A 23,809-nucleotide genomic window follows, 5' to 3' on the forward strand; every position below is an offset into this window, starting at 1 on the left:
GGTCCTGCGCTCATGGTGTGCTCCTTTCGACGGTCTGGTAGCCGTCAGCGTCTGTTGTGGCGGTGGCGCCCTGGATGATCTGGTATCCATCCACGTCAGCCTGTGCATCGGCATTGGTAATGGTCTGGTAGCCGTCGGGGTCAGATTGGACCGCGAGCGGGGTGGCGGAAGGTGTCTCACCATCAGGTTCAGTCAGCCAAAGGCCAATGCTCACCGTCGCGCTTCGCATCACGACGATGCCGCTGCCAAAGGTGTGCCCCTCACTCACGCTCTGACCACCCTCGGTGATGACTGGGGCTCCCACCCCGAAGGTTTGCGACCAAGTGAGTCCTGCCAGAAACCCAGCCGGGAATGTAGTCATGCTGCCTGCTTCAAGCAGCACTCTTGTCTTCGTCATGGTTGCTCCTTGAGCGTCGGCTTGAGAAAATTCCGCGCGACCAGCCGCGCTCGGCTGCACTGCCCCGAAAAGTTCAGCGTGTACCGCTCCCGCACGGGCACGGGCACGGCGTATTCGTGCCAGCCGCGCTTGTCGTCGGCGTTGTGGCCCAGTCGGTAGATGCTCGTCGGCTTGCCGTCCACCGTGATGCTGTCAGCGGTGGTTTTCAGCCGCAGCAGCAACGCTGCGCCCTGTTGCTCACCTGGGAACATCGGCCCAGGCGGGCGAGGGTCGCGCAACTTCGCAAACGTGAGTTCCAGCGGCCCCGACGTGCTGGTCCGGTCATCCAGTTCGGGTTTAGCGACCAGCCGCCACACGTCCTGCCCCGAGCGCGTTGCGGTCAGCGGCGATGTAGCAGGGGACTCTCCCCGCTTCAGTGCTTCCTCACGCTGCACGGAGTACAGCGGGGCCACGTCGTAGAGGGTCAGTCCCAGCGGGGCTTTTGGGGCACTCTCCGGCAAGGTTTTCGGGCGTCTCGCGGGGCGGCTAGGCCAGTACCAGTGAGACGGTCCCGGTTTTTCCTTCGGCTTGCGCTTGATGCTGTCGCGCCAGGGGTCATGCGCCCCAAACGCCCGCATGTCGTAGTCCGAGAGGTCTTCTGAGTTCGCCACGCGGCTACATGTCGCCCAAGCCCGCTCGGGCGGCCAGGAATGCCACAAGTCGCCTATGCGAAGAAAGCGGAACGTCTCACATCTCAGTACCTCCCGCGCAAACACGTTCCAGGCGATGGTTTCTACCGTGCCAGGGGCGTCCGGGGTCGCCGCCTCTGGTGGACGCACCGCTGTGACCGTGCCTGCCCGTCTGTCCGCGACCAGCACCAGCACACGCACGAAGTCGGGCGGGTCATCCTTCTGGGGCGGCTCCCGAATGGCTGTCCAGGTGCCGCGATTGAACGTGCGCCCGTAGGCGGTAAGGGTCGTCTCGTCGTTAAGGTCGCTGTAGCTCGCCACCCAAGCGCTGTGCTCTTCGGTGCCGTACCTGACCATGACGCGTCCACCGTCGGCCACGAAGCCGAGGATGGTGCGTTCTGGTGAGGTGTAGTCAGGCAGGGGGTCAATCCAGGGCGAGAGACTGAGTACGCGGTCATAGACGGGCAAGAGCGAGTAGGTGGCAAGTTGGCGCTGCATACTCTGTGCTGCGCCGGAGCCGACAAGCCAAACAGTGGTATTGCCCAGTTCCAAATCCGAGGGAGCCGCGCTCCCTGACGCGGAAGTTGTGACCCACGCCACGACGTAACGGCTATCACCCTCGTCGTAGGTCCTCTCAACCTCCATCAAGCCGCTGCCCTCGTAGAAAATGTCGGGCGAGAGACTGAACCACCCCGTATCTGGTGCATTTGATACAGGCCACTGGAACAGCCCCGGCTCGCCCCGGACGCGCAGGGTACGGCGCTGCTGCACCTGCCCCAGTACGCCACCATCGTCAGCCAGGAAAGCCACGCCGCGCTCGTCCGGTTTGGGTTCGGACACCAATCGGTCACGGTAGAAGATGCGCCGCTGCGTCACATGGTCAACGAGTACGCCTGTCTCGCGCTGACCCCCAAAATGTTGCGCGACCAACATGATTTTGGTCCACCGATAGTCGTAGGTCAGGTGGACGCCGTCAAAGTCCGGCGGCAAGGTGGTTTCACCGTCGCTACCGAGTTGCGGGGTCAGCACTTCCTGCTCACTTTTCCAATTCCCGTCCGCCTTCAAGGGCCAGGGATAGCGTGGCGCAGCCCAGAAATCATCTATGTAGCTGTAGTCCTGCCCGTCGTCTTTTCCATCCCACCCCTGGGGGCGCGGGACAACAGGAGATGGCAATTCAATACTGTCCGTCTGCACCCACCTCACCACACGCTCGTCGTGGTCTACCGCCAGGGCCGGGTTTATGTCGGCATCTGCGCCTGTGCCGTCCGGGTTGGTGGTGTTGTAGACGACGCAGAAGTTACCGTCATCCAACACGAAGGCGCGGCGGGTCGGGGGTTCATCTTTCGGCGCTGTTTCTACAGCGCTGAACACGCCGCCCTTCTCGGTTTTTGGCACATGGAAGGCAGTGACGCCCCACGCGCCGGGACGCTGCGGGGTGTCGTATGAGGGGGGAAGGGGCACGAACGAAGGCGGCTCTCCCTCGCCCACCCTCGGTTGATGTTGCGGCGTCTGGACAATCAGGCCGGGCCGGTCGTCCACCAGTACGTCCTGACCAGGGCGGGGAGCGCTGCCGCCAAGACGCCGGAACACGCGCCCATCGCGCAGCACCACCTGCTCGGGCAGCACCCGATCTACCACCCCCCGGTAAAAGTCCGGGCCGCGCTGCCCCCGGCACGGCTCACAGAGCCGCCCACAGAGGCAGTCGCCGCCGCAGCCACCGCGCAGAAAGCGCAGCACCGTCGAAGCGGGGCCGGGGCTCAGTGCCATGACGCCACCACCCAGCCGCTGCCAGGGTTGACCAGCAGCACGTCGGCCCCAGGTCGGGGCGGCAGGCCAGAGGCCCGGGCCGTGACCTGCTGGCCGCGTACCAGCACCACCACCCGTTTGTCAGGCAGGCAGCGCAGCACGCGCCCTGTTCGTTGCTCAGTTGCCATAGCTCACCTCTTTTCCGTAATCACGGTCATCTCGAATTGCCCGGCGCTGCCGCTCGCCGTCACGCTCACCGCCTGATCGAGTCCGGGCGGGGTCGTGGGCAGCAGGTAGGTGCGGGTGATTCTGGTGCGTGGACCATAGGCCGACGCCAGCATTTCGGCATAGCGGGCCAGTCCTGCCGCCGTCCGTACCCAGGGCAGGGCGCTGGTGACGGTGCCTCCGCTCGCAGCGTCGCTGCCTTCCATGTCGTGCGTGAGGCTCAGCGGCTCAGTGTCGTCGTCGCCCGGCTTGGGTTCATCCGGCTCAGGGTTGCCGCTGGTGTCGCTGCTGCCCTCCGGCGTGGGTACGGGGTCGTTGGGGCTTGTAGGCGGCTCCGGCAGAGGGTCGTCAGGCGTCTTGTCATCCTTCGTGGTCGGCCCCTCTTCGCCCGGCGGTGGCCCCGGCTCCCGCACCGAGAACCATGGTTCATCGAGCGGATAGCGGGCTAGGGCTGGGCTGTCCGTATTTCTGGGCAGAGGGGGCGGCTGCTTGTCGCCGTCCTTGTCCCGTTCCTGCGGTCGGGTAGCCTGCGGTGGCGCATTTTCCGAGACGGTGGTCTCGCCTTCCAGGGGTCTTATCGCCGTCTCTAAATGCGTCCACTCACCCGCCGTCGGCTTGCCGTCCTCGCCCAGCGGGCCGGGAATGTAGGTCGGAGTCAGGGCCGCCGTGGTGCCAGACTTCCGGTAAAGCCACAGCCCGCCGCCAACCGGCAACCACTCCTCGACCGTGTACTCGGCGTAGGTACCCATTTCACGGCGGATGATTTTCCCGCCGTCGTCTTCCTGACCTATGACCCAGCCCGCCCGGCGCTTCTCAGTCGCACGTCGCGAAAGCCAGCCCTGGGGTGACCATTCCTGATGCACCCGCGTCTGCTCTCGCCCGGCCTCCTGTCCACTCCGATTTGGTGAGCGGTCAAACAGAATGGTCTCAGTCACGCTGGCAGTCAGCGTTTCGGGCCAATCGGGGATTTCGTAGAAGTTTTTCGTGGTCGTGGCACTGAACGGCAACCAGATGGCAGGTGGCGCGGTCTGCTGAGTGTAATCCTCATCCTCCCGCTCAATCAGCGCCACGCGCCCCCACTGCCGCTCCTCTATCGCTGTGACGCGCCCACCCTGCTTCCAGGTGGTCGTTTCCTCCGCAAAATTATCCGTTTTGCGGCTGGTTTTGACGGACGTGGTTCGCGTGCGCTCGAAGGCGTCACTCTCGGGATCGGGTTCCTCCTGGGGCGGCTCGGTGCTGGTGACCTCGTAGACGATGGCCGACCACCCTCCCGGCCCTAGTTCGTTCAGGCCGCGCACGCGCACGGCGTAGCGCGTGCCCCAGTGCAGGTTCTCCAGCACCAAAGAAAGGTCCTTCTGTTCTGCCCTGCCATCTGCCTTTTCGTCAGGGACCTGGGGCGTCGGTACCGTGCCGTGCTGTTCCCAGCGCAGAGCGGCTTCACCGTCCCCCGTGTCGCGGGCCAGTTCCACCTGGTACTCGGTGGCCGAAGTAACAGGCAACCACGACGCCGTAAGGACAGGCTTTTTCTCTACGGCCTGTACGTCCACTTTCCCGACCTGTGCAGGCGGCAAGTTGACCAGTTGAGCTTCCAGCAGCACGGGTTCACTGGCGTGCGTGCCGTTGCGGGCCTTGACGCTGATGGTCAGCTTGGCCCCCACTGGCAACCCATCCAGCAGCACCCACGACTGCCAGACCAGAACAGCCTTGAGCAGTGTCCCGGCAGCGTTCCTTACCTCTACGTCGTAGCGGTCGGCGGCAGGCTTGCGCGGCGGCGGCTGGTCTAGGGGGTCGGCCTTGGGTGGCGTCCACTTCACACCCACCGCCGTCTCGGAACGGTAGTAGGCGGTCAGGTCAGTGACTGGGGCAGGCGCACCCTCCGTATCGGCAGGCGGCGTCACCACCGTCAGCAGTTCACTCGGTTGCCAGATGGTGTTCTGGGTACTGCCTGCGAAGGCAGCAGCGTTGACCCTCAGCCGGTAGTGGTAGGTCCGCATGGGCAGGGCCGTGTCGTCCGTCCACCGCGTCGCCGTGGTGTTCGTGATTTGGGTCCAGAGGGTGCCGACGGCGGGCGTTGTCCCTGCCCCCTCGATACGCTCCAGGATGTACTGAGAAGCGTTCGGAACTGCGGCCCAACGCAGCGGCACGGCGGTGGCCGCCACGCTGCCCACGACCTCGGGCGTCGGGCTGATGCCCTCTGCGAAGCCCTTGCCCCCCTCGCCCTTGCGCTCGTCGGGGTCGGGACTGTGCCGGGGGTCGTCGGGGTTGGTGGGGCGGCTGTCGTCATCATTCCCTTCAATGTCGTCGCCTGTATCGCTGCCCGCTGGCTTGCCTCCCTCCAGCTCGAAGGTGGGCGTATCCAGTACGACGCGCTCCTGACGCTCGCTGCCAATTGGCGCACCCAGCACCACGTCACCCGCCGGACCGCCAGGACGCACGACCAGCACGCCGCCTTCCCAGCCCACCTGAATGCCGACTTTGCCCCAGATGTCGCGCACCACGTCCTCAGCGGTTTTGCCGAGGGTGCTGTAGCTGGGGCCGTCGCTGTGGGCGCGGAAGTCGTAGCCAGGAAAGGGTGGGGCCACCAGCAGACGGTGCGGCACTGTCGCCAGCGCCTGCATGACCACCTGATCGACCGGCATCCTGCGCCAATCGGTGCGGGCACTTTCGCGCTGGGCTACTGGCACCTTGGCAATCCGCTCGGCTTTTTCCTTGGTGGCGCGGGCGTCCTTTTCCTCCTGACGTTCCCACGGCACCAGTTCAGGCAGCTCAGCCTTGGAGCGCAGCGGCGCGTCACTGCCATGCAGCACGGTCGTCTCGCCGACGCTATCCCGCGACCACTCCCACTCCGGCAAGGTGCCCGCCGCGCTGAACACGCCTCCGTAGGCCCCAGCGCTGGCGGTCACACTCGGTACTGCCGCGCCTCGGGCGTCGCCGATCACGGTCACGTCCATGCGGGTGCCCTGGCCTCGCTCAGCCGACCAGCTGAACGACTCCACCGCCATGCCGCCTGCACTCATGGCGAGGTCGAACACGCCACCGGACTGCTCGGCACCCGGCAAATAGACGGGGGTGAGGGGCGTACCGTCGGGATGCAGCGCCACCGCTGTAAAGCCGGGCACCACACCTGTCAGGTAGGTATCGAGAACGATAGACGGCTCAGGCACACGCCCGGTCATCATCTGGGAGAGTTCCAGGAAGCCCCCGACCTGCCCGGTCAGCGGCACGGTCATCTCCAGCGCTGTTTCAGCACTGGCAGCGCGATTTTTGAGAATCAGCAGTAAGGGCATTCCTCACCTCCTTCAGGTCAGGGCGCGAATCTGGATAAAGGCCGACCAGGGGCCGGGTTTGGCGTCGACGGGTACGGTGCGGGTGTATTCGACACGCAGCGACTCGCCAGGGGCGAGCGGGCCGCTGGCATAGGTCTGGTTCGGCGTCAGCACCTGCTCATCCACCTTGACCGTTACACCGGACAGGTCGTCTTTCAGGGTGAACTGCACTGCGCTCAGGTGCTGATCTCCCGTGTTTTTCAGCAACCGCACCACACTTTTCGTTTCGCCGGGCTTCAGTTCGCCCAGGTCGAGGCCCGGCGCAACGGCCCCGGCCTCTGTGTACCAACCTGCTCTGTACATGGCTCAGCCCCCTTGTGGGATGTAAAGCGTGAAGTCGTAGCCGACATAGTCGGGGTGGCGCGTGCCAGGAAAGCGGGGCGGCTCCTCGAAGTAGGCCGAGTAGCTGCCCGCCGCCTCGTACCCTGCCCCGAACGTGACCGGGAAGGGGCCGGACCCCAACGCACGAATGGCCGCCGCGTCTGCCCTGGCGATGACGTACCCCTGGGGTGCCGACACCTGTACCCGGCGCGACTCCGGCAACGGTGAGCGCGTGGCGACGATGCGGCCCTCGATGGTTTTGCGTTCGTTGACCGGGCGGCCACCGCCGCTCGTGGTCACCGCGTCCGGCGGTGGTACCCAGCGCAGGCTCACGCCGCCGATGATGAGTTCGTAGAGCATCAGTTACCTCGTCTCCGGCACTCGGCCTCGGCCTCGGCTGCCAGTCCGCGCAGCAGTTGCTTCATGGTCTGGCTGCTGGTGCCCGTGATGTTCTGCCCGTTGACGGTGATGGTCTGGGTAATGACCATCCCGCCGCCACGCGCCCCCGCTGGGAGGCTGGCCGGGGCGACGGTAACGGTGGGTGGCTTGACTGCCTTGAGTTGCTTCTGGAGCTGGGCCATGAATTGCTTCCCGGCGTCGGCTCCCGCTTTGCCCGCCTGGGCAGGCAGGCCCGTGAAGATGCCGCCAAGTTGACCGCGCATTTTCTTGGCGCTGTCAGCGATCTCGCCCTCAGCTTTCTTGACCTGACCAGCAAGGTCATCCACACCCTTTTGCGCCTTGCCTGCACCCTCGGCAACGCCCCGCAACAGGTCGCCTATCCCCTTGGTGCGGTCGGCCACCGCGTCCTGAGCAGACCTGCGGGCGTCTTCGGCTTTCCTTTCCAGGGCAGAAACTTGCCTTTCGGTCTGGGAAATCAGACGGTCCTTTTCTTGCTCTAGACCGCTGGTATCCAGACCCGCGTCCTTGGCCCGCTTAATTTGGGCATCAAGGAGCTTCACGCGGGCGTCGCCTTCTTTCTGGATACGGTCGCGCTCTTTCTCAAATTCCTTGGCTCGGGCTTCTCCCAGGGCAAGTACCGCGTCTTTCAGGCCGCCGTAACTCTCCTGTAGGCGCTTGGTGGCTTCGGCGAGCTGAGCCGCGTCGTACTGCCCTCCCTTCAGCAGCGTTTGCAGGGCCGTCCTGGCCTGGTCATACGTGGATTGGTTGACCGTGATCGCCCCTTCCAGCAGGTTCTGGTCGCCCAGTTCCTTACCGAAGCCGGAAAGAACGTCCTGCACGCTTTTCAGGGCGTCCCGCTGCTTTTCGTACTCTGAGCGCAGCGCCTCAAGCTTCTGACGCTGCCCTTCCATCGCCCCCACAAACTTGTCGAGGGCCTTGGTGGCTCCGTCGTAATCGTCGGGGGTGAGGGTCTGCTCGCGGATTTTTTGCAGGTAGGGCAGCGCCTCGGCGTAGGCGTCGGAGAGGTCGGACGTAGCGCGAGTCAGCTCCTCCTGGGCCGCTACCGCGCCGTCTGAATCGGAGAGCAACAGGTCAAGCCGCTCGTAGAGGTCTACGATTTGCTGCACCTCCGCCACGGCCTGTTTTTGCAGGTCGAGTTGCGTTTTTTGGCTGCTCGCCACTGCCTGCTGCGAGGCAAACAGCTTGTCTTCGGCGTCTTTGCGCTCTTTGTCGGTCAGGGCCAGTTCTCCGGCGCGGCTCAACACGTCGGCATAGGTGGCCGCCTGAGCCTCATGGACGCCCTGAATCTGACGTTCCAGGCTCAGGCGCTCGGCGGCGCTGCTCACCAGCCCCTGCATGGCCTGCAGGCGGTTCAGGTCGCGGCCACCGTCCTCAATCGGGTCGAGTGCGGCCTGAATCCTGGCCTGACGCATATTTTCAGCGGCCTGCCGCTCCTGTTCCTCCTGCTGGAGGCGCTGAGTGTTCCCGGCCTGATAGTCACTGCCCAGTTTGGCAAGGTCGGCATAGTAGCCCTGCCAGATAAGGCGCTGCTGCTCAGCGGTCAGGTTTTCTGCCGCCAGCGCCATGTCCCGGCTGCGTTCCAAGTTGGCGCGGTCCTGGGCGTACTGTTTCTCGGCTTGCTGCTGGTTAAAAACGGCCCTCTGGCGGGCCGCTTCCATTTCCAGTCGGGCGCGGGCCACCGGGTCGTCGTTTGGGCCGGAGACGGCGGCAAGCTGGCGGCTGAGGCTCAATTCTGCCTGGGCCTGGGCCGCTGTCCGCGCCGCCTGCTGGGCCGCGAATTGTTTGTTACTCACCTCCTGCCACGCCTGGGCGATACGGAGTGCGCTGGCGCGGGCCTCGCGCTCATCCTCCTGTGCCCAGGCCGCTTGTTTGGCCCGCTGCTGACGGCGTGCGGCGTCCTGAATGGCTTGCCGCTGGTCTTCGGTGCCTTTGAACGTGCGGAGCTTTTCAGTCGTCTGGCGCTGCAAATCGCGCAGTTCTTCGTTGCGGGCCTGACGTTTTTTCTCCACCTCGTCACGAATCGCGGCGATCTCGGCGGAGCGGGCCGAGCGTTCGGATTCGCCCACCTGCTCGCTGGCCTGACGCTGAATCTCGCGCAGTTCCTGCTGCTGCTGGCCGTAGAAGGCCATGATTTGGCGGTTGGCGGCGCGAATGAATTCCCCCCGCTGCTGCTCCGTACCCTGAAATTCCGCGACCTGGCGGCGTAGGTCCAGCACCAGGTCTTCGATGGCGTTCTGGCGTATCTGGCGCTCTTTGAGGTAGCCGTCCTCCATCTGTGACGTAGCGCTGTCTCGCGCTGCTTTTTCGGCGGCGTCGATACTGCGCTGGGCAGCCTCCATCGCGGCGCGGCGCTCCTGGCCCTGGCGGATGATGGCGGCGGCGATTTTGCGCCCCCCGGCCTCCAGCACGGCGGCCTGACGGTCAGGGTAGCCTTCCAGCTCCCTGACCTGCTCGGCCACGTCGGAGCGCAGGTCGGCCAGCTCAGCGGCCCGCTGGGCCTCCTGTTTGGCCCAGCCGTCCCGCATGGCGCTGATTTCGGCATCACGCCCCTGGCGTGCGGCGTCAGCAATCAGGCGGCTACTTTCCTGGATGGTCCGCAGCCGCTCCTGCTGCTGCTGGCGTTCCAGGGCCGCGATTTGCTCATTGCCTGCTGAGCGCAGCGCCCCACGCACGCGGGGGTCGGTTTCGGCCTTAATGCGCTCATCAATCGAACGGCGCAGGTCATCCAGGGCGGCGCGGCGCAGGGCTTCCTCTTTGGCGTAGCCCTCGGCCATTCCAGCGATACGGGCGTCGCGGGCACTTATTCCCGCGTCCCGTATCCGCTGCTGCGCCTCCTGCTCGGCCTTGAGGTCTTCGGCGGCCCACTGGCGGCGCTTGGCGGCGATGACCCGCCGGGCGTTGCCTTCGATTTCTGCCGCTTGCTGCGGAAAATCTCGCACGGCGTCGGCTTTTTCCTTGGCATCGCGCCGGATGTCGTCGAGTTCGAGTTGCCGCTCGGCATCGCGCTTGCGGCGACCTTCCTGCATGGCCTCGACTTCTGCCCGCTGGACGGCGAGCGCCGACTCGCGGGCCGCTTGGAGGGCGCTGTCAGCGGCTTTTTTATGGAGGGCCGCGATTTCGGCGTTCAGTTGCGCGTCAAGCTGGCGCAGCCCCTCACGCAACTCAGGAGTCTGGTCAACATCCATCAATTTGCCGTTCTGAATAAATGGCTTCTTGAACTCCTGGCGCAGTCCATCGAACTCTTTTCTCAGTCTGGCAACTTGGCCTTCCAGTTCAGACATGCCCGACACTTTCAGGTCAAATTTACGGCCTTCCAGTGCTTTGTTGAGTTCCTGCACGGCTTTTTTCTGGTCTTCGGTCAAGACCAAATTCAATTGTCCGCGCTTCTGAGCCTCGGTGTAGAGCGTGACTATGTTTTCCTGAGTTTTCTTCAGTTCGGCTTGCAGTTGCTTGATTCGGGCCTCGTCAGGCTTGCTGTAAATCCGCTCCCCAAACGCCGTCGTCCCAATGACGTAACCCTGCTGCTCCTGGGCAATTCGGTCCTGCAAAAGCAGAGCGCGGGCCTTGGCATTACCGAGTTCCCCGCCTTTTCTCAACTCGGCGACGCGCTTCATGAGCGAATCGAACGATTTCTGCTCAGCGGCGTCGATCTGGTCATAAATCTGTTGCGTGTCCTTGATGAGCTTGTTCGAGTAGATGCCCACCCCAGCCGCCAGCGCCCCAATTCCTGCCAGGGTGGCGGCGGCAGTGAGGGTCAGCACACCCAGAGCGCCGTCCAGCACGACGGTGGACCCTGCCGCCGAGAGAAACCCCCGGCTCAGCACGTTGGCACTTCCCCCAGCAGCGATATGTGCGGCGGTGTTGGCACTCAATCGAGCCGTCAGGCCGCTGTACCAGCCCTGAGCGGCCTGGGCCATGTTGCCCAGCATCCCCATATTTCGGGCGGCTGCTTCTGCTCCCTCCGCTGCCGCTGCTGCTCCGCCACGGACTCCGCGCAGACTGGTCACGACGCTCCCCAGGCCGCGCACCAGCCCGGAGACAGGAGCCGCCAGAATGCCGATGGCAACAGCAGACGCCCCCAGAATGGTCACGGTTTCCTTGACGGGGTCGGGCAGCTTATTAAACACGTCCAGGATGCTGGTCAGGGTACGAATGCCATTGGTCGCCAGCGGCACCAGCGTTTCGCCAAGCGCCTTTTGCGCCTCATTCAGTTCGCGGCTGGCGCTGCTGGCCTGTCCCGACATGCCGCCCAGCAACGCGGTCAGGTCGCCCACCTCGTCAGTGGTGGCGGCGCGAATCAGGCGCAACTCGGCCTCGGCCTTTTCCTGCTTGGTCAGCTCGTCGGTGGTTTTGCCGAGGGACCTGGCGTAGGACTGGTAGAAGGTGCTGAGGTTCTCCGAAATCCCGATGTTGTTCAGGGCCGCGCTGCTCATGGAGGTGCTGGCATCCACGAAGGCGTTCATGCCCTCAGCAGCCGAGCGACCAAAGGCCAGCGCCGACGCACCAGCCCCCGTCAGAGCCTCCTGGGCCTGTTTGAGCGTATAACCCTGACGCAACAGGCCCCGCACCGCTTCAGCAGCGTCGTCCTGGCTGACTTGCAGGGTATCCATGAGGCTTGCAATGACCTTCTGGGCCTCTTCGCTGGATTGCCCGGATTTCTCTACCGTTTTGGCGAAAAGCGCCTGAGAGATACGGGCCTTGTCGCTCGCCAGCGCGAACTGGAACAGGCCATTGGCCGCGCCCATCGCCTGGGGGCCGTATTGCTGCAATGCCGCGCCCGTGCCGAGCTGAACCTGAGAAGCCAGTCCCAGGCGGCTGATTTCCCCACGTGCCGCCGCCGCCGTTGCCTCGGCGAGTCGGTTGGCATTGGCAACGCGCATGACCTCACGGCTGTACTCGCCGAAGTTTTCACGGGCCTCCTGACCGACCTGTTCCAGCTCCTGTTGCAGGCGGCGCATCTCCTGAGACAGTTGGCTGACCTCTTCCTGAGACGCCTCTCCGAACCCGCTTTGAAATTGAGCGCGGGTAATCCGCACGGCGCGGTCAAGCTGCTCAATCCGTTCGCGCAAAGCCGATGCCTGCGCGTTGAACACCGAGGCCGACTGCGCGGCGCTGCTCACGCCCACGTCAAACCCTGCAAACATGCCGTCTATCCGGCGCTGCATGTCGGTAGGCACCATCTCGTTGACGGCGTCCCGCACGGCCCGCACCATGCGCTGGGCGTCCTGACCCGCCGAGAGATCAGCCGTCAGGCGGATGGTGGCGGGACGCTGGGTCAGCGAGCGCAGGTCGGCCTGCATCTGCCCGACGTTGCGCCGGAAATCGGAAATATCAAGGCTGGCGCGGGCGGTCAGGTCGGGCAGGGTCACAGGGGCCTCCGGTGTAGGGTGAGGGCATGGAAAAAGGTGGAAACAAGGCCGCAGCCTGGGCGCTGGGCCTGTTGATTGCGGGTCTAGCGGTTTACGTTTTGTGGAGCATGTGGGGCGCGGGTGAATTTTCGCGCCCAGCTACTGATTCAGCGCCCGCGCCGACGCACTCGGCACTTCTGGGCGCGGACTTGCCCGCCACGCACGCCGCACCCCTGACCCCCGACGCCGAGCAGGCGGCGGAACGTGTCGCCACGTTGTACGGCGTGACCTGCACCACCAACCGCGAGACGTACCTGATGGACGATGATTTAGCCGCCCTGGACGGCCTGAATAAGGCGGTTCAGTCAGGAGGCTGGCAGCGGGCAGACGTGGTCAACAGCGCGTCGGGCAGCGCCTTCAAATTGCACAAAGACAAAGACCTGTTCGTGGTCGAGGCTGCGCCGGGGCTGACTATCTGCGAATACTGAGCCGTACCCGTTCGCCAAACAATTCTCCCAACTTCCAGCCCGCGTAGTACGCGGCAGGCCACACCGCAGGCCCTGGCAGGGTGAAGTTCTGGCCGCTGCGACCCAGATAGACGGGCGCGGCGGGGTTGGCGGCGGCGTGGGCCAGCACCTGGGCCGGGGTCATCTCATGTGGCCCCACGCCGTATTCGATGTAGGGCGCGTACTCGACGGCATTCCAAACCGTGACCTGCACGGTGTTTTTTGTTGCCCGCGCTGTGGCCTGAAAGCCGCGCAGGTATTCGTAGGTGCGCTGATAAGCCCCTGGCGTGGTCTGGTAAACCGAGCGGTTGGCCCCGACAATCGCGTGCCCCAGTGCCTCGCCCTGCACCGTCTGGGCCAGTTGCGGCAGAGCATCACAGGCTTTTTCCAGCCGCACCAGGGCATCAGTGAGTTTGCGTCCGTCCAGTTCGATTTTCGCGCTCACGCAATCCCCCTCATCGCGGCTTTGGCCCGCTCCCACTTGGCGTCCTGCTCTTTGATTCGGCGCTGACGCTGACGCTCAGCGGCGGCCCAGGGTTCGGCCTGACGTTCGAGTGCCTCTTCCATTTGCAGGTAGGGCTTGCGGCTCGTATGCCCGTCGCCCGGCTTTGGCTTGGGGTCATTGGGGCCGCGCACATATTCCTGCCCCAACTCCATGCCGTCAGCCACCGCCATCAAGCGCAGCCGCGTGAGCCACCGCGAAGCGTCGCGCTCGCCCTGAATCTCAGCAAAGCGCACGATGGCGCGACTCGGCAACTGCATCATGTCGGCATAGGCCGCCGGGCCGAACACGCGCACCACGTATTCGTCTAGCGTTCTGTCGGGTGGCCCTGGCTGTTCTCCCTGGCCTGACGGCGCAGGCGCTCCAGCAGTCGCCCCGCTCTCTCCATCAGGCCCAGCAGTTTTTTTTCCAGCTCCTCGACATCGTTCAGTGTCCACATGGTATCCAGCAGGGTCAGCACGTCGGCCCAGGTCAGAGGGCCAGGAATGGGCGCGAGAAGCGAGGCGTCCAGAAGTCGCCAGAAGGCCGCTAGGACGTGCGGCTCGGCGTCCTCCGGCTCCCAGTCCTCTCCGGCATCGTGCAAGGTGCCAAGCGCCACCGTGAGCGCCAGCAGGTCAGACAGTAGCCCGCCTTCCGTCGGCGCGGGCCATGCCGTGAGGGTGATGTGCCCGCAACTCAGGCGGACGGATTGACGAATCGGCAGCATCTGGGCCTCCCCGAAAAAGAAACTCTTTTGTTATGAAAATGCCCGCCCTAAAAACTGCGCGGGCAGGCATCTGGTTTAGACGGCAGGGTCGAGGGCGGCAGATTCGGTCATGAGGGCCTTGACCAGTGGGGCCAGTGCACTGATAGGGCCTTCAAAGTACGCGCCGAGGTTACTGACGCTACCTTCGTAGGCTGCCAGCAGGCCCTCGTCGGTGAGCGTGGTCGCGCCGCTGCGAACGGGAGCGCGGAAAATCGGCGTGCTGCGGCCCTCGTAGTTGCCGTAGCCGTTGCTCTGGAGCGCGACACCCTGGTGGTAGTACAGCTCGAAGCGCTGCTCAGTGCCACCCACAGCATCTTCCAGCACGCGAATCGCCATTGCGCTGCCCTCGATGCTGGCCCCGGCAGTAAAGGGGCTGATGGTCACGCCCGACAGTCCTGCGCCTTGCACCGCTGTTGGCACTGCGCCTTTGTGCAATGCCCGCACCTCGGGGCTGGGAGTCACAGGTTCGATGGCGTCGTACACGGCAGTGATATCCGTGATGTCTTCAAGCAGCGTGAATGCAGGGCCGCCGTTGGGATCTTGCACCTTGATTTCAGTGCGCTGCACGTCGGTGGTCGGGGCGAGCTCAAAGTCGGGGCGGAAGTAGCCAAAGCCTACCCAGTCACCCGCAGCAATCAGCGCACCGAGAGGGCGTTTGGGGCTGAACAGAAACGTGTTTCCGGCGCGTTTGAAGTTGTCCGCGTCGTACATCGTGGCGCGGTTTTTCAGGCCGATATCGTCAATCCATCCCATGAGTCATGCTCCTTTTTTAACCGGCAATGCCGTCAAGAGTGTTTGCAGCGTAGGTGCGGCGCAGCATCCACACGCCGTCCCGCAGCTGTTCGGGTTGTGCGGGCGTCGCCTCCCGGTAAGGACCCGGCAACCACGGCCAGCCGCAGAGAGCGCGGTAGACCTGCTGGCCCAGTTCTGCCGCGCCCCCCACGCTGCCGTGAATCGCCGCCACCGTCACCCACAGATTGCCGACCAGACCATCAGAGCTGAGCGGCACCGGCGGCTCAATCTGCACATAGCCCTGGGGATGCTGCCGGAGATACGCTCCCAGTCCCCGCTCCCCGCCGCCTACCATCGGGCGGCCCTGCGCGTCAATCGGCGCAGCTTCCAGCGGCTCACGCTGCTGCTCGGGCAGAAGGACAGGGATGTCAGGGCCAAGGGCGGTCACCAGTCGGGCGTGAATGTCCTGAGGAATGCCCATCATGGCCTCCGAAGAACAGCGGTGCCAGTCCGCTGGCCCACCCACTCTCCAGCGGCGTCGTAATGCCCAACATAGCCGCTGGGTTGCGACCACTCCAGGATCTCCAGAGTGCCGTCGTCAAACGGTGTGGTGGCCCCAGGAAAAGGCGGAACATCGTCGGGATACGGCTTGACTTGGCGTAGGTCGGTATAGAGCAGGCCGCGAGTGTCAGCAAAGACCCGTAACTTGCTCACCTCGTCAGGTTTGAGCTTCTGCGGATCTTTAACGCTGAAGCGCCCCTTCCACTCACTGCCGCCAAGTCGGAAGGTCAAGGCGTGCTGGAAGATGTGACCCGACGCCGCCGCCCGCTTGACACCATCGGTGGCCCGTTTACGTGCCGTTTCAATGGATGAGGACATCAGAACCCCGTCTGCACGTTGAGCGCCACCGTACGCTGACGGCCGCCCTGACTTTTTTGCCTTTCGGCTTCTACCTGCTGCCTTAAAGCATCAGCCCGAGAGCAGAAAAGGTCAGCTGTCACAGAGAGCGAGCTTTCACCGGGCGCGAAGAATTCCTCCTTCCACTCGCCCACCGCTTCGTAGCTCTTGGTCTGGCCCCCAAGTGCTTCGGCGGCGGCCGCATTCTGGCGTCGGAGGTCAGCGCACACCGTTTCCAGCACATACGCTGCCACCAGTCGCAGGTCGCCGTACTCAGTCAGTGCCATGTCCAGCGTGTCGGGCGGCTGCCCCAGCTTCTCCCATTCGGCCCAGGCATCAGCCCGCACCAGAAAACGCACGCGGGCGAGTTGCTCAGGGGTCATGGGTTAGACCCGCTCAGGCCAGTGAACCGTACCGCCCTGAGTCCCCGACTCGTCGAAATGGGTCCAGCCCGTGAAGAAGAGACCTTCAGGGTTGAAAACGCAGGCCCGGACTTCGAAGCCGAACTGGTCAGACTCACGCACGTCAGTGATCTTGGCAGCGCGGTGGGCAGGCTTGTACTCGCCTTTCGGCGTGCCGTAGCTGACGTAGTGCACGTCACGGCCCACAGTGGGCTGTGCGCCGCCCGTCTGATCGGCAGAATTGGATTGAGGCGTCAGCACACCAGCAGCGGCCTTGACCATTGCGAGGTAGAGCGCGTCCTTGCGCCGCTGCTCGGGCGGCAGTTCAGCGTAAGGCACCATGCACGGGTGCTCTTTGGCTTCCGGGTCTTTGACAGGGCCGTACTTCCAGCCGGTCGCCACCTTCTCGGCCATCCAACTTTCGTGCGATTGCTCGGGCGTGAAGCCGTTCAGCGCACCTTCAATGCCCTTGATGGCGCTTTCCTTCTGCCACTCAGGTGCATCGTCCCAGGCGGGTTGGGAGTCGTCGCCGATGCTGTGGCAATAGGCCCGATTGGCCTCGTGAGCGATATGGGCCAGAGTTAAAGCGATAGTGCCGAAAGTAGCAAGTTGGTGGCGCGTCATTTGCTCGCCCCTTCTGCAGGAGCCAACAGCGCGTCCAGTCCCTTCTGGGCCAGGGCCTTGCTGATGCCGCTCACGCCTTCCAGCCGTTCCAGAGCATCGTCGGGGAGCAACTTGGCGTCGGCCAAGGCTTGGCGGGCGTCGTCGCGCTCTTTGGTAAGCGTGTCCACCTTGCCTTCCATCTCGGCGCGGTAGTCGTCGTAGCCCTTCTGGGTATTTTCCAGATTGGCCTTGGCGCTCTGAAGTTCAGTAGTGAGGCGCTGGACTTCCTGCCGGGAGTCACCAGCTTCCCGAATCAGCCGTTCGTTATCAGCCTTGCCCTGGCGAATGATGCCTTCCAGGTCCTCGACCTTGGCGCTGGCCCCGAGTGCTTTTTCGCGTTCCACCAGCAGGCGCTCCAGCGTCTGGTCAGGCGTTTCGCCCAGGTCGGTCTTGATGTGAGGGCGAAGCTGGTCAACAAGCAAGTCCAGGTTGCGCTGGAATTGACCTGCGAGGTTCCGGCTCGCCGCCAATTCCTGGCCTTGTTCGTCGCGACTGGCGGGCACCACCTCGCCACCCTCGATACGCTGCAACCCCAGGGCCACTGCCAGTTCCAGCGGAACAGTAATCGGACCAGCAGACGGCCCGTACTTCTTGCCGTTGTACTCCATCGTCTGCGGCATCTTTGCCACACGAACCATCGACATGTGTTCCCTCCTTAAAGGGGTAAGGCCGGGGGCCTGACTGCTGCCCCCGCGCAGGCTTAGGCCGCTTCGGTCTCGGTGTCGAGAATGACCAGCTTTTCAGCGGCGTCGAGGATGGTCAGGGCGTTGGCCGCGCCTCGGGCAATCGCGTGATAAGGGCGATCCTGGGGCGTGTAGGCATTGAGCCAGATGCCGGGACGACCATCGTTTTCCACCGTGGGGCCGACATGCAAACGCCCCAGGCCGGGACGGCGCACCACCGTGCCGTCCGTCTGGTCAATCGTCACGTTGTTGCTGCCGATGACCGCGATCTTGCCGTCAGGAATGACCTGCTGGTAGGCGTATCCCTGGCCGACCTTGATGGCGACGCGGCGGTTGTAACCGACCAGCGTGAAGGACTCGCGGGCGTCCAGGCTGAGCGTCTGCTGGCTGCCGATGAGGCGGCGCACGCCCACGATCTTGATGTTTCCCCCTGCCGAAATCTGCTCGCTGGTCACGGCGAGTGGGTTTTTCCCACTGTCCAGAATCTCGTTGAGCGTGTTCATGCTCATGATGCGGGTGCGCGTGCTGCCCAGGATATTGTCAGCGGCCCGCATATCGCGCCACAGCAGGCTGTCCGCGCCGCCATAGGCTTGCACTCCAGTGCGCTTGGCAAAGCGATTGCGTTCAGGGACGCCGAAGTCCACCGTACCGCCGCGCAGCGCCAGTTGCCCGGTGAACAGCGTCTCACCACGCATCAGCTCGAAGCGGTCAGAGAAGGCCTGAGCGATCACGTCGTTCAGCCAGTTGATGATGAAGTTGCGCAGGTAGGTGACCGCGTCGCCACGCATCAGTCCGGCGCGGTATTGCAGCAGCATTTGCTGAAGCTCACGCTGCTGCTGCTCGGTCATCAGGCTTTCAGCCGTCCACTTCGCAATCGGCTTGCTGAGGGCATTGAGTTCCATCAGACCGACAGGAACATACGGGCTGTCCATACCGGTTTCACCCGCAGGGGTGGCAATGACCTTCAGGCTCCCTGCCTTGGCTTCGTAGGTGGCCCGCAATTCTTCGGGCAGGATGGCTGCCAGAGCGTACTCGCTTTCGTCCGTCGGGCGGTTCGCCAGGTCGAAGAAATCGTCCGGCGTCATGGTGTTGAGGATGGCCTGAACGGTCAGCGCGTCACCGACCGGGCCGAGGACCGAGGCGATGAGAGAGGCCGCCAAGCTATAGATAGCCAGTTTCGTGTGTTTCACGGTGGTGCTCCTTATGGCAAGAGGGCGAAAAAGAAGCCGCCCCAGTTCAAGGGGCGGTTGGGGGCGAAGTGGGTTACTCGACGACGACCTCGAACCGTTTTCCTGCCCAGGGCACCCCGTCGCCGCTGCCTCGGAAGGCAATCAGCATCGTTCCCGCCGGGGGAGACATGAGGGTGAAGGTCAGGCTGCTGCCGCCCTCAGTGCCGACAGAGTGGACCACACCGTCGGATGTCGTGACCGTCATCGTGCCGTCAGTGGGGAGAATGTCGCTTTCAATTTCCATAGCCCCTGCGCCGACGCCGACGTTGATGCTGAACACCTGGTACGGCTCAGCGGTCAGCGTGACGACGTCCCCGCTCGTGAGAACGACAGGCACAGGCTCAGTGGAGGGGCCGCTTCCGCCCGCACCCACAACGCCACCCAAGGACTGCCAGTAGAAGTCCCGCGCCTGCGCCCGAATCGTTTCGGGCAGCTTGCCTCCCACCGCGTCGGGCAACTGGTCTTCGTAGATGTTGCCGCGCACCACCAGGCCGTACCCGCTGATGCTGTCGCTCGGCAGCCATTCCTTGGCGTTGCTGATCAGCAGCAGCGTGCGGCGTGTGCCATCGGCGGGGACGATCTTCCCGGCGTCGCTCAGGCTGATGGCGGTCCCCGTAGGGATTTCGCGCCGTCCCGGCGTGCCGTACTTGGGGTTCGTCCAGGCGGTCCAATCCATCGGTGCGCCTGCGCCATGCAGGTCGAGGCTGTGATAGTCGGCGACCCAATGAGGAATGCCCATTGCGAGCTTCTCGCCACGCGGAGCAAAAGCGGCGGCGCTACCGATGAGCAGCGCCGTGAGCATCAGAGATTTTTTCATAGGGGGTTCCTCCGAGAAGGGGAAAAGTGGGCGAGGCGTCCGGGTCACTTGGGCTGAAGCGGGTCTTTGTAATCACCTCCCTGGCTGGACTGCGCGAGGGCCGTCTGCACCCAGCCACCACCGCCGCTGGAGCTGGAGCTGGGGGTCCTCGGCGCGTCCTGGCGGGGGAAGGCAGGGCCGGGCATCTGGGTCGTCGCCGTGACCTGCAAAGCGGGCAGATAATCGTTCCACTTCGCCTTGGCGTACTCGCCCAGCTCGTGCTTGACGCCCTGCGCATCCTTGACGTAGGCCACCTGCACTTCCTTGCCGTCGCGCACCACCTTTTCCAGCGGCAACAGTTCCAACCCATCAGCCGTCAGGCGGTCGCCCAGCACGGTGTCCTTGAACTGCACAGCCGAGGCCGCAGCGCGAATGGCATCGGTACGATCACGCTCAGCCAGGGTGGTGACCGCCGTCTGCCCCGCTTCGAGTTTGGTCTTGACCTCATCGGGCGTCCCGTGCTGGGCGTAGGTGTCGCGCTCGGTCAGGCGGCTCTGCACGTCTTCCGGCGTTCCCAGGGCAACATAGGCGTCATAGGCCCGGGCCTCGTCGCGGGTCAGTGCGCGGCCACCACGGGGAACCTGGCTGGCCTGAAGGTCGGCGTTCTGGCGTTCGACCTGGGCCAGTCGCCGGATCAGTTCGGCCTGGGAGGTCTGGGCCTCACGGGTTCGCACCCGCGCTTCCCACTCGGCTTCGGTCAGCCGATTGTCGGCGGGCGGCGTCTGGGTGTTAGCTGGCGGCGTGTCCTCGCCTTCACCACGGGGCATGAAAAAACCGCCAGCGAGGGCGGCGGTCAGGGCGAGCAGGGGAAAAGAGCGGATTTTCATGATGAACCTCCAAGGGAGTGGATTTCGGGCGGGTAGGCGTCGAGGCTCAGCGGACCAAGCATCTCGACGCGGTGGGCCAGGGCGTACTCAGACCAGCAAAACGCCGTCCACGTCAGTGATAACGGCTGAGGAAAATTGCTGTCGCTGACGTGAACGGTGCCCTCGCCTTCTTTGACGGGCAGCGCGACAGCAACCTGATGCAGCCAGCCTTCCGTCGCGCCAGGAATGGCGACCAGCAGCGGGGCGTGCGTCTGCTCGGTCCGATTGTCGCGAGTGAAGCGTTCGCGCAGGCGCTCCCAGAAGTCCCGCGACGTGACGGGGTTAGGCGGCTCGGCGCAGAACAGCACGAATGGCATCAGGCCCAGGCCGATCAGTCGCACGTAGTAGCGCGGGGCACTGGCATCGGCCTGATGGTCAAGCAGTTCAGGAATACCTGTAATCGCATGGCAGCTGAGGTACAGGCAGCCCACCTGCCCGGCCTGCTGGCGGTGGGTAGCGGCGAAGGGCGAGGTCACGGCGTCCCCGGCGGCGAGGGGTCAAGGCTGCCACCACTCGCTGCTCCAAGCCCTGGCAGGGGCCTGTCACGCACGAACATGCGCTGCAAGCGCGACACGGCCCGCTCATTTCCGTACTGCCAGGCCGCGAACAGCGCCGGGGGCATAGGCCCGTCCAAATGCTTCTCCACGGTGAGACCGAACTGGGAGTGCTCGCTGAAGGCAAGGTGGGCGACCTCATGGCCGATGACGCTCCAGAGTTCGGCGGCATCATCCACCTGAGAGGAGTCGTATTTGATGGTGGCCCGCATGTAGGCAGGCAACTGGTCAATGCGGCCCATTTCCCCGTCGTCCAGGCGCTCCACCTTCAGCTTGATGTCCCACTCGTGCGAGAGGTCAAAATAATCCCGCGCAGCAGCGAGGGCGGCGCGGGCGACGTTTTCAGCGGTTTTCGGGTCGATCATGATTCTCCTAAGAGCCGTAGTCCACAGCAACGCAGCGACCAGTCAGCAGGCCGAAGCTGTCGCGCTTGCGCTCTACGGGCAGGTCGGCCCAGCGCGGCAAAGCCATGCTTGAAGGGAAAGGTTCAGCCCGCCGCATCACCACCAGCAAGCCAAGCGGCAGAGCCAGCACCACCGGGCAAAGGCGCGGGTCACGCAGGCGGGAGAACTCGGCTTCAGTGAGATTGGCGAGCAGTCCGTTCAGGAAGGCCCGCCAGCCGGTCAGCCGGGGGATTTTGAAGGCCAGCGGCCCCAGCAGCAGCACATGCCGCGTGGCCCCGCTTCTGACCCGCACCCGCTTACCCGGTGTTGGACGAATCGCGCACCTCGACGCCCAGCACGTCCAGACGCTCCAGCACATGCCAGACATAAGAGCCGTCCTGAGTGGTGCCGACATGCCGCGCCGTTTCCGGGAAAGGCTGTCCGGTTCCCATAATCTGGAAAAAGCGCGTCTGCGCCTCGCCTTTCCCAATACGCGCCCAGAGGTACACCGCACCATCTTGCATCCCGACATGCACCAGAGTTGCGGAACCAGGAAAGCAAATACGGCGTGTGCCAAAGCCGAGTGGGTACTTATAAATCACATCGCCGTCGCTTGGGGCAGGCTCTAGCGGGTCACGGTACACGAGAAAAAACCCGCCGTCCTGCTCAATGGGCGTGACGTTCCGGGCCATCAACTCCTGAATGACCTGCGGCTCCAGCGCGCCCGAAATGAAGACGGCCCCTGGCGTCTGCTGGGGGCCTTGCGGCTGCCGAAAGAGCTTAACGATGTCGTCGGCGCTGAGCATTATTTCCCGCCCCGATAAACGCGGGATTCATCGCCCCACTGCTCGGTTTCAAACCCGGCCTGCTGCAACTCGGCCTTGATTTCAGGCGAAAGCGGAGGCTTAACCGTCACGACGGCAACGCTCGTCAGTGTGTTGGCTGGGAGGCCATTAAGACCACGAATAATTTCAGCGGCGGTGATTGGGGAGTGCGTCATCTTTTGCCTCGCTTTCCCTTCACACGAAGGGCTTTCAGGGGGTTGCTGGGCTGCTGCTGCGACGAATCTGGTGATGTGGACGCGGCAGCCTCGGCTTTCGGCTTCTCTGTCGTCGTCTGACGGCCAGAGGGCTGCGAACTCGGCAAGGCCGCTTGCTGCTCCCGTGCAATCTGGGCGTCGGTCTGGTCGGGGTCGTCGTCGCCCTGGCGCTGGCGGGCCTGAGCCTTGCTGATGATTCCGGCCTTCACGTCTTCCCGGTCAGCCTTCCGGTCGTCGGGGCTGGGCGGGATGACGCGCTTCTTGACCGTGCCTTCGATTTCGATAGGGCGGTAGCGTCCTGGCTGCCCGGAAAGCGCTGCTACCAGTTCGGCCAGCGTGTAAAGCACCTCACCGAAGGTGTACTCCGCGAGGTCGAGGGTCGGCTGCCGAACATTGTCGAAGTCCGACATGGCGACTTCACGGCTTCGGCCTGACGCCGTGGCGTCCTTACCCATCAGGACATAGCTCTGCCCCACTTCGCTGTACATGTTCAGCTGGTTGTGGGTAGTGGCGCTGATGAGCGAGTCCGGGCTGACAGGCTCAAAGCGCCCGTACTGCGCGTCACCGAGAGGCTGCTCACCCAAGAGTTTGCCGCTCGCGGGGTCACGCTTCTCAATGGTGGTCTGCTGCCACGCCATCAGCGTCCCGGCCCCAGGCTTGACAGGCAGATACCGCTTCACTGGTCCGTTTGGCCCGTCCACCAACTCGAACGGCGGTTCGATGTTGATGCCGTAACGCTCCATGAAGCCTGCCAGTTCGGTATTTCGCAGAATCATGGTGCTGGCCGTGTTGTAGGCCATCTGGTTTTCGAGGAACTGCCGCGTGATGAGCGGTTCGCTATCCAGTTCGATGTAGGTCAGCCGTTCACCCAGGTCGAGATCAATCGCGGGCGCGGGAGTCTCGTCGGTCTGCCGCAGCACCCGCAACAGCGTCGGGCCTGATTCCTCCGCACAGACGCAGACCTCGGCACAGGCGTTCCCGCGTGCGTCCTGATAGCTGTAGACCGCGCTTTTCAGGAAGGTGTCAGGGTCTTCCCAGATACGGACGTTCTCCGGCGTCTCGATGCACTCCAGGCGAATGTAACGGGCGATTTGCTCAGGCTTCAGGCCAGAGCGCACACGGGTCTTGCCGTCCTCACCAGACTCCAGCACACCCCCGGCCACGCGGAAGCGCAACACGGCGCGGCCTTCCCGGCGAGCCTGGGTCAGCGCCTCGCGAACCGCCCCCTCGACCTGTTTGCCCTGGGTGCGCCAGTAGGCAGAGAAGACCTTTTCAAGCTCCTCTTCCAGCAAGGTCTTCTCA

General features: G+C 64.2%; 26 protein-coding genes. 1 reads left to right on the forward strand and 25 read right to left on the reverse strand.

What is annotated here, in order from left to right:
• Nucleotides 1–10 precede the first annotated feature (10 nt).
• Genes Q4C89_RS00835 through Q4C89_RS00865 form a run of 7 tightly spaced genes read right to left on the reverse strand, consistent with a single transcriptional unit; the run spans nucleotide 11 to nucleotide 12,472 of the window.
• Entirely contained in the window at nucleotides 11–397 is a 387-nt protein-coding gene (locus Q4C89_RS00835) for a hypothetical protein (RefSeq protein WP_303100714.1), read from the reverse strand.
• Nucleotides 394–2,832, reverse strand: a complete 2,439-nt coding sequence (locus tag Q4C89_RS00840) for a hypothetical protein (protein ID WP_303100715.1) — start codon at nucleotides 2,830–2,832, stop codon at nucleotides 394–396. Before Q4C89_RS00840 ends, Q4C89_RS00835 begins: the two co-directional genes overlap by 4 nt.
• A complete protein-coding gene (locus tag Q4C89_RS00845) occupies nucleotides 2,823–2,999 on the reverse strand; it encodes a hypothetical protein (protein ID WP_303100716.1) in 177 nt (58 codons plus the stop codon). The genes Q4C89_RS00840 and Q4C89_RS00845 overlap by 10 nt, the downstream gene beginning before the upstream one ends.
• Nucleotides 3,000–3,002: 3 nt before the next feature.
• The gene (locus tag Q4C89_RS00850; RefSeq protein WP_303100717.1) at nucleotides 3,003–6,323 is read right to left on the reverse strand and encodes a hypothetical protein; all 3,321 of its coding nucleotides are present in this window, start codon (nucleotides 6,321–6,323) and stop codon (nucleotides 3,003–3,005) included.
• Between the two features lie 12 nt (nucleotides 6,324–6,335).
• Entirely contained in the window at nucleotides 6,336–6,665 is a 330-nt protein-coding gene (locus Q4C89_RS00855) for a hypothetical protein (protein WP_303100718.1), read from the reverse strand.
• Between the two features lie 3 nt (nucleotides 6,666–6,668).
• Nucleotides 6,669–7,043, reverse strand: coding sequence for a hypothetical protein (locus Q4C89_RS00860; protein WP_303100719.1), 375 nt, complete (start codon nucleotides 7,041–7,043; stop codon nucleotides 6,669–6,671).
• Complete coding sequence (locus tag Q4C89_RS00865) at nucleotides 7,043–12,472, reverse strand: hypothetical protein (protein WP_303100720.1); 5,430 nt, start codon at nucleotides 12,470–12,472, stop codon at nucleotides 7,043–7,045. Before Q4C89_RS00865 ends, Q4C89_RS00860 begins: the two co-directional genes overlap by 1 nt.
• 26 nt (nucleotides 12,473–12,498) lie before the next feature.
• On the opposite strand from Q4C89_RS00865, the gene Q4C89_RS00870 reads away from it, so the two are divergent.
• Nucleotides 12,499–12,939 (forward strand): hypothetical protein, encoded by a 441-nt coding sequence (locus tag Q4C89_RS00870; protein WP_303100721.1) that lies wholly within the window; start codon nucleotides 12,499–12,501, stop codon nucleotides 12,937–12,939.
• Here the strand turns inward: Q4C89_RS00870 and Q4C89_RS00875 are convergent.
• From Q4C89_RS00875 to Q4C89_RS00960, 18 genes are all read right to left on the reverse strand, one after another.
• A complete protein-coding gene (locus Q4C89_RS00875) occupies nucleotides 12,923–13,402 on the reverse strand; it encodes a hypothetical protein (protein WP_303100722.1) in 480 nt (159 codons plus the stop codon). The two genes, Q4C89_RS00870 and Q4C89_RS00875, sit on opposite strands and share 17 nt — an antisense overlap.
• Entirely contained in the window at nucleotides 13,399–13,758 is a 360-nt protein-coding gene (locus Q4C89_RS00880) for a hypothetical protein (protein WP_303100723.1), read from the reverse strand. Before Q4C89_RS00880 ends, Q4C89_RS00875 begins: the two co-directional genes overlap by 4 nt.
• 8 nt (nucleotides 13,759–13,766) lie before the next feature.
• Entirely contained in the window at nucleotides 13,767–14,165 is a 399-nt protein-coding gene (locus tag Q4C89_RS00885; RefSeq protein WP_303100724.1) for a hypothetical protein, read from the reverse strand.
• 75 nt (nucleotides 14,166–14,240) lie between these two features.
• Nucleotides 14,241–14,957, reverse strand: coding sequence for a hypothetical protein (locus Q4C89_RS00890; protein ID WP_303100725.1), 717 nt, complete (start codon nucleotides 14,955–14,957; stop codon nucleotides 14,241–14,243).
• Nucleotides 14,958–14,973: 16 nt separating this feature from the next.
• Entirely contained in the window at nucleotides 14,974–15,420 is a 447-nt protein-coding gene (locus tag Q4C89_RS00895; RefSeq protein WP_303100726.1) for a hypothetical protein, read from the reverse strand.
• Entirely contained in the window at nucleotides 15,417–15,815 is a 399-nt protein-coding gene (locus Q4C89_RS00900; RefSeq protein WP_303100727.1) for a hypothetical protein, read from the reverse strand. Before Q4C89_RS00900 ends, Q4C89_RS00895 begins: the two co-directional genes overlap by 4 nt.
• Nucleotides 15,815–16,216, reverse strand: a complete 402-nt coding sequence (locus Q4C89_RS00905; protein WP_303100728.1) for a hypothetical protein — start codon at nucleotides 16,214–16,216, stop codon at nucleotides 15,815–15,817. Before Q4C89_RS00905 ends, Q4C89_RS00900 begins: the two co-directional genes overlap by 1 nt.
• Before the next feature lie 3 nt (nucleotides 16,217–16,219).
• Nucleotides 16,220–16,858 (reverse strand): RyR domain-containing protein, encoded by a 639-nt coding sequence (locus tag Q4C89_RS00910; protein ID WP_303100729.1) that lies wholly within the window; start codon nucleotides 16,856–16,858, stop codon nucleotides 16,220–16,222.
• Complete coding sequence (locus Q4C89_RS00915) at nucleotides 16,855–17,541, reverse strand: hypothetical protein (RefSeq protein ID WP_303100730.1); 687 nt, start codon at nucleotides 17,539–17,541, stop codon at nucleotides 16,855–16,857. The genes Q4C89_RS00910 and Q4C89_RS00915 overlap by 4 nt, the downstream gene beginning before the upstream one ends.
• Before the next feature lie 56 nt (nucleotides 17,542–17,597).
• Nucleotides 17,598–18,770 (reverse strand): hypothetical protein, encoded by a 1,173-nt coding sequence (locus Q4C89_RS00920; RefSeq protein WP_303100731.1) that lies wholly within the window; start codon nucleotides 18,768–18,770, stop codon nucleotides 17,598–17,600.
• 73 nt (nucleotides 18,771–18,843) lie between these two features.
• On the reverse strand, nucleotides 18,844–19,626 hold the full coding sequence (locus Q4C89_RS00925) for a hypothetical protein (protein WP_303100732.1): 783 nt from the start codon (nucleotides 19,624–19,626) through the stop codon (nucleotides 18,844–18,846).
• 44 nt (nucleotides 19,627–19,670) lie between these two features.
• Nucleotides 19,671–20,492 (reverse strand): hypothetical protein, encoded by an 822-nt coding sequence (locus tag Q4C89_RS00930; protein WP_303100733.1) that lies wholly within the window; start codon nucleotides 20,490–20,492, stop codon nucleotides 19,671–19,673.
• A complete protein-coding gene (locus Q4C89_RS00935) occupies nucleotides 20,489–21,007 on the reverse strand; it encodes a hypothetical protein (RefSeq protein WP_303100734.1) in 519 nt (172 codons plus the stop codon). The genes Q4C89_RS00930 and Q4C89_RS00935 overlap by 4 nt, the downstream gene beginning before the upstream one ends.
• Nucleotides 21,004–21,450, reverse strand: coding sequence for a hypothetical protein (locus Q4C89_RS00940; RefSeq protein WP_303100735.1), 447 nt, complete (start codon nucleotides 21,448–21,450; stop codon nucleotides 21,004–21,006). Before Q4C89_RS00940 ends, Q4C89_RS00935 begins: the two co-directional genes overlap by 4 nt.
• A 7-nt stretch (nucleotides 21,451–21,457) precedes the next feature.
• Nucleotides 21,458–21,781 (reverse strand): hypothetical protein, encoded by a 324-nt coding sequence (locus Q4C89_RS00945; protein WP_303100736.1) that lies wholly within the window; start codon nucleotides 21,779–21,781, stop codon nucleotides 21,458–21,460.
• A 4-nt stretch (nucleotides 21,782–21,785) separates the two neighbouring features.
• The gene (locus Q4C89_RS00950) at nucleotides 21,786–22,274 is read right to left on the reverse strand and encodes a hypothetical protein (protein ID WP_303100737.1); all 489 of its coding nucleotides are present in this window, start codon (nucleotides 22,272–22,274) and stop codon (nucleotides 21,786–21,788) included.
• Entirely contained in the window at nucleotides 22,274–22,468 is a 195-nt protein-coding gene (locus tag Q4C89_RS00955) for a hypothetical protein (RefSeq protein ID WP_303100738.1), read from the reverse strand. The genes Q4C89_RS00950 and Q4C89_RS00955 overlap by 1 nt, the downstream gene beginning before the upstream one ends.
• On the reverse strand, nucleotides 22,465–23,809 hold a 1,345-nt coding region (locus tag Q4C89_RS00960), incomplete at its 5' end, for a hypothetical protein (protein ID WP_303100739.1). The genes Q4C89_RS00955 and Q4C89_RS00960, both read right to left, overlap by 4 nt.

This window comes from Deinococcus sp. (genome assembly GCF_030523985.1).
Lineage (GTDB): Bacteria > Deinococcota > Deinococci > Deinococcales > Deinococcaceae > Deinococcus.

Excerpts from the sequence above, each read along its gene's own strand:
- Q4C89_RS00835 (WP_303100714.1), bottom strand. The coding sequence starts at position 397 with ATGACGAAGACAAGAGTGCTGCTTGAAGCAGGCAGCATGACTACATTC.
- Q4C89_RS00840 (WP_303100715.1), bottom strand. The coding sequence starts at position 2,832 with ATGGCACTGAGCCCCGGCCCCGCTTCGACGGTGCTGCGCTTTCTGCGC.
- Q4C89_RS00845 (WP_303100716.1), bottom strand. The coding sequence starts at position 2,999 with ATGGCAACTGAGCAACGAACAGGGCGCGTGCTGCGCTGCCTGCCTGAC.
- Q4C89_RS00850 (WP_303100717.1), bottom strand. The coding sequence starts at position 6,323 with ATGCCCTTACTGCTGATTCTCAAAAATCGCGCTGCCAGTGCTGAAACA.
- Q4C89_RS00855 (WP_303100718.1), bottom strand. The coding sequence starts at position 6,665 with ATGTACAGAGCAGGTTGGTACACAGAGGCCGGGGCCGTTGCGCCGGGC.
- Q4C89_RS00860 (WP_303100719.1), bottom strand. The coding sequence starts at position 7,043 with ATGCTCTACGAACTCATCATCGGCGGCGTGAGCCTGCGCTGGGTACCA.
- Q4C89_RS00870 (WP_303100721.1), top strand. The coding sequence starts at position 12,499 with ATGGAAAAAGGTGGAAACAAGGCCGCAGCCTGGGCGCTGGGCCTGTTG.
- Q4C89_RS00885 (WP_303100724.1), bottom strand. The coding sequence starts at position 14,165 with ATGCTGCCGATTCGTCAATCCGTCCGCCTGAGTTGCGGGCACATCACC.
- Q4C89_RS00890 (WP_303100725.1), bottom strand. The coding sequence starts at position 14,957 with ATGGGATGGATTGACGATATCGGCCTGAAAAACCGCGCCACGATGTAC.
- Q4C89_RS00895 (WP_303100726.1), bottom strand. The coding sequence starts at position 15,420 with ATGATGGGCATTCCTCAGGACATTCACGCCCGACTGGTGACCGCCCTT.
- Q4C89_RS00900 (WP_303100727.1), bottom strand. The coding sequence starts at position 15,815 with ATGTCCTCATCCATTGAAACGGCACGTAAACGGGCCACCGATGGTGTC.
- Q4C89_RS00905 (WP_303100728.1), bottom strand. The coding sequence starts at position 16,216 with ATGACCCCTGAGCAACTCGCCCGCGTGCGTTTTCTGGTGCGGGCTGAT.
- Q4C89_RS00910 (WP_303100729.1), bottom strand. The coding sequence starts at position 16,858 with ATGACGCGCCACCAACTTGCTACTTTCGGCACTATCGCTTTAACTCTG.
- Q4C89_RS00915 (WP_303100730.1), bottom strand. The coding sequence starts at position 17,541 with ATGTCGATGGTTCGTGTGGCAAAGATGCCGCAGACGATGGAGTACAAC.
- Q4C89_RS00925 (WP_303100732.1), bottom strand. The coding sequence starts at position 19,626 with ATGAAAAAATCTCTGATGCTCACGGCGCTGCTCATCGGTAGCGCCGCC.
- Q4C89_RS00930 (WP_303100733.1), bottom strand. The coding sequence starts at position 20,492 with ATGAAAATCCGCTCTTTTCCCCTGCTCGCCCTGACCGCCGCCCTCGCT.
- Q4C89_RS00940 (WP_303100735.1), bottom strand. The coding sequence starts at position 21,450 with ATGATCGACCCGAAAACCGCTGAAAACGTCGCCCGCGCCGCCCTCGCT.
- Q4C89_RS00950 (WP_303100737.1), bottom strand. The coding sequence starts at position 22,274 with ATGCTCAGCGCCGACGACATCGTTAAGCTCTTTCGGCAGCCGCAAGGC.
- Q4C89_RS00955 (WP_303100738.1), bottom strand. The coding sequence starts at position 22,468 with ATGACGCACTCCCCAATCACCGCCGCTGAAATTATTCGTGGTCTTAAT.